This is a genomic window from Halodesulfurarchaeum sp., from assembly GCF_036626455.1.
In the GTDB taxonomy this organism is placed as follows: domain Archaea; phylum Halobacteriota; class Halobacteria; order Halobacteriales; family Halobacteriaceae; genus Halodesulfurarchaeum.
The window spans coordinates 1-3,984 of sequence record NZ_JAZKRK010000068.1 but is presented as its reverse complement, the minus strand read 5'-3'; the positions used below and the strand labels follow the sequence as shown (position 1 = coordinate 3,984).

The following is a 3,984-nucleotide window of genomic DNA, read 5'->3' as shown; positions in this document are numbered from 1 at the left end:
ACGAGCGGGCGGATGTAGGCCGACTGCAACTCGTTCCGGCGGAGGAGTTCGAGTGTCGCGTCGGTGAGTTCGTCTCGGGAGAACGGGATCTCGAGTTCGTAGGGTTTCGCGGAGTCAAACAGTCGGTCGAGATGGGCATCCCAGCGGAAAATCGCTGTCCCGTCGGCCGTGTCGTAGGCCCTCGCCCCTTCGAAAATGCCGGTCCCATAGTGCAATGCGTGGGTGAGGACGTGAACCGTGGCGTCCTCCCAGTCCACATAGTCCCCGTCCATCCAGATGGTCTCGACGTCCATCTCATCGAATCCAGACATACCGAGTGGTATCGCGGCGACCACCATAAAACCGTTACCACGTGCGGGTCAGCCACTTACACAAATGGTATAGTGGTATGGACGCAACTTACAGTAAATGGAATGGCCCACTCCCGAGCTCGCTGTCGCTTTTATGTATCTAGGAGTGGTGCCAGCAATTACGAACATCATCCTACTCTGGGAGGAACGATTCAAGCCGGGAGTTATCTGGTTTATCGTTGCAATGGGGATCGGCGGCGCTTGGGCAATGATCTTTGCAACGTTTACCCTCATCTCTCACACGGGCGTGACCCTTGCCCTCGGGAACTTCTTTTGGGCCCTCATCCCAGCGGCCTCAGTCAGCATGTTCCTGGCCGCCTACGAATACGTCTTCAAAAAGATCGTTTCGTGGCAGACGATAGCGATACTGTACGCGCCCGTCCTGGGACTGTTCGTCCTGTCCTGGTTCAACCCACGGAACCTGGTGTTCACTGAGGCCTACACCGTCGACCCGAACGGATACCTCTCCTTCCCTAAATTCGGCGGGCCGATCAAAATCGCCGTTACGAAAGTGTATGGATACGTTCTGGTCTTTCTTGGGGCGGGTATGTTCGTTGGCGAGGTCATGCGATCGAAGGGGACCCACCGGCGACAGACCCTATACGTCCTTGCGTTTCTGTCAGTGCTAGTCCTGGCAACGCTTGTGAAAGTAACTAGACAGGTCCCGATTTACTTCGACCCGACCCCGGTGGTCTTTTCGCTGTCAGGACTGGCCTTTGCAATTTCGATTCATCAGGGTGGCCTGCTGAAACTCGGCCCCATCGCACGGGAACAGACATTCGAGGACGTCTCAGAAGCGATCTTCGTCGTGGATCCGAAAGGGCTGATTATCGATGCCAATACGATTGCGATCGGTATCTTCGGCAGCGAGACAATCGGCCGGTCGATCGATGCGGTTTTAGCACCCCACGAAGCCGAGACCGAAGACGAAGAGAGGCCAACCGTTCGCATCCAACGCGAGGATCGGGCACGGATCTTCGCAAAGCAGACCTCCGGCATCGAATACGGACGTGGGCTCGAAGGAGAGTTGGTCGTCCTCAACGAGATCACCGCCCTGAAAGAACGGAAAGAGGAGTTAGACTTGTTCAAACAGATCCTCACCCGCGTGCTCCGGCACAACATCCGGAACGACCTCAACGTTATCGCCGGGTATGCAAAATTTATCCAAGATAAATCCGCGGACGAAGAGATCAGCAATTGGGCGGACCAGATCGGCGAGAAAGCCGAGAAGGTGGTCGCTCACGCCGAAAAAGTTCGACAGATCGAACGGGTGATCACCAGTGGCAAAACGGTCAAACGCTCACTTGCCGCCGAGGTCCAGGCCGTCCGAAAGCGTCTCCAGGTAGAGCCAGCCACGTCCCTCACGATTGACGTGGCAGACGTGAGGGTCACTGTTCATCCCGAGTTTCAGCTGGCGATCCGGGAGTTGATCGACAACGCAATAAGCCACCATACAGGTCCTGGAGATCCGAAGGTGAGTCTCACCACGGAACTCGAGGAGACCGACGTGACACTTATCGTCGAAGACAACGGTCCGGGACTTCCCGAAGAAGAGATCGACGTGCTCGAAGCCAAAGAGGAGACCGACCTCGAGCACAGTTCCGGGATCGGTCTCTGGCTGGTCCAGTGGATCGTGTCCCGTTCGGGAGGTGAACTACTCGTAGAGCAAGACGAGCAGGGGACCCGGATCGGCATTCGATTAGCGATAGCGGATCGGAGAGCCTGAACAATTAAAGGATACCTCCCATATCAGGTGACCTGAATGAGGCCGTGTTACCAGTCCGTGTTACGGGCCGGAGTTGGTATAGTGTTCGGTTACTATAACCCGATTGGGATATGACACTCCGAGATATTCGCTATCTCTTCTTGAAATTGAACATCTGGCTCGTTTTCAGTGCCATCCTTATGGTGGTGGTAACGGCACTGGCGCTGTCGCTCCCGCTCGAAGCGGTGGGGCTGGGATTTCTGCTGCCATCCCTCCTCATCTATTTCGTCTACGTCGAGGAGCGGCGCGCCGTCGGGCCAGAGGACCCTCTCAATCACCCGCATCGAACGGTGCTCGTTCGCCGGTACCAGCGACAACTTCTGATCACTGACCGCCTCGCCCTGCTCGGCTACGAAACGCTGTTGGTCTGGCTCGTGGCACAAAACCCGAGCACTGGACTGTGGTACATCGCCGGTGGGCAACTTCCGCTGGTCGTGTTGGGCCTTTACAATCACCTCAAACGACATCCGACCTTTGACTCGCTTGCGGTCGGGGCCACCTGGTCGTACGTTATTCTTTTCACAGTCGTCATTTCCACGGGACAGCGCCTCAGTCAGGCCCTTGTGTTTCCCTTTCTCGCGTGGCTTCTCATCACCGGTGCGGGAGTGGAATCCCGAAACATCAAGGACCGCTTCGGCGATTCAAAAGCGAACAAAAACACATTAGCCGGGTATCTCGGCTGGAAACTGGGGACGATTGTCTTCACGGCGTTGAAATCAATCGGCGTGCTGATCTTTTATGTTACGTCCGGGCTGGTCCCTGCAACACTGACGGTCGGAATTCTCGGCTTGCTCAGAGCGTTCCGAACGCTCACTGACCGAGAAGCAACGCGGGTGAACGAGTAGGTCCGTGTCCCGGCTCTCTGGTGGGCCAAACCGATGTTATTGTCGTGACTCGCCGGCGACGTATCCCTTCTGGAGGTACGTCACATCCGATTCCAGACACGTTAGGCCCCCCGAAGACCATTCGTAATTGACAGTCGTATCGATTCGATTGTCACGGGTGTACATCACCCTGAAATCTGGGTTTTCTTCGTCGGGTTTGTATGGGAGATCGTCTAAATATCGGAAGCGCCAGCCGACCAGAGTGATTCCCTTCCCGGGTCGTTCACAAGTGAACGTCTCCACACTATAAGGGAGGTCAATCGTCCCACCATCCCCATCGGGAACTGACATTGGCTCGGTCCATTCCAGAATTTCGAAGGATTTGTCAAAGTAGTCTTCTTTCGCAACCACCGCCTGCCCGCCCTGTCCACCTTCACCACCCGGTTCGTCCGGCTTCGCTGCTGCAGCCGTTCCCGAACCGAGCGCAACTGCCCCGGCCACAGCTGTCCCCTTCAACAGACGCCGACGAGAGAGGTTCAGCCCCGATTCCCCAGTACCCTCCGTGTCGAGCGGACTCGACCAGTCCGGAATATGCGACATCACACGTCAAGAATACCCGCTCCTATTTAATTACTAATGGTAGATATGACGCCAGTCAGACGATATCAGTGGTTCGCAATCGTCCAATGGGTACCCGTAACATAACGTGAAGTCGCTGTCGGCGCCAGGACCCACGATATTCCGCGGCGTTTCACAACTGAGTGCACTCATCCGATTTCGTTTCGGTTTGATTACACCAATTCGTCCTTCCGGCCGGTGAGAAATAAGATGATCCCGACAGGAATGTATAGCAACACGGCACCGCCGGTGACGAAGTCCCCGGTGCTGAATGCCGCCAGTGAGACGGCCAGGGCCAGAGCCAGCACCGCACCCCCAATCGTCTGCACCGTCGGTCCCGACAGCGGGGCCGACTCGGTCACGGAGTCACTCATTATCGATATGATCGGTGGCCAGCCAATTAAGTCATGTGCACCCGGCGAAGTTC

At 56.3% G+C, this 3,984-nt stretch carries 5 protein-coding genes; 2 read left to right on the top strand and 3 right to left on the bottom strand.

Features of this window, described 5'->3' with window-relative positions; genetic code table 11:
• On the bottom strand, nt 1-311 hold a 311-nt coding region (locus tag V5A26_RS11210; protein ID WP_332322537.1), incomplete at its 3' end, for an aminotransferase class IV.
• A 97-nt stretch (nt 312-408) separates the two neighbouring features.
• On the opposite strand from V5A26_RS11210, the gene V5A26_RS11205 reads away from it, so the two are divergent.
• Complete coding sequence (locus V5A26_RS11205) at nt 409-2,076, top strand: histidine kinase N-terminal 7TM domain-containing protein (RefSeq protein WP_332321993.1); 1,668 nt, start codon at nt 409-411, stop codon at nt 2,074-2,076.
• Nucleotides 2,077-2,186: 110 nt separating this feature from the next.
• Complete coding sequence (locus tag V5A26_RS11200; protein ID WP_332321994.1) at nt 2,187-2,960, top strand: UbiA family prenyltransferase; 774 nt, start codon at nt 2,187-2,189, stop codon at nt 2,958-2,960.
• A gap of 36 nt (nt 2,961-2,996) precedes the next feature.
• Here the strand turns inward: V5A26_RS11200 and V5A26_RS11195 are convergent, their stop codons facing one another.
• Nucleotides 2,997-3,539, bottom strand: coding sequence for a twin-arginine translocation signal domain-containing protein (locus V5A26_RS11195; protein ID WP_332321995.1), 543 nt, complete (start codon nt 3,537-3,539; stop codon nt 2,997-2,999).
• Nucleotides 3,540-3,730: 191 nt separating this feature from the next.
• Nucleotides 3,731-3,931 (bottom strand): hypothetical protein, encoded by a 201-nt coding sequence (locus V5A26_RS11190; RefSeq protein WP_332322536.1) that lies wholly within the window; start codon nt 3,929-3,931, stop codon nt 3,731-3,733.
• Between the last annotated feature and the right edge of the window lie 53 nt (nt 3,932-3,984).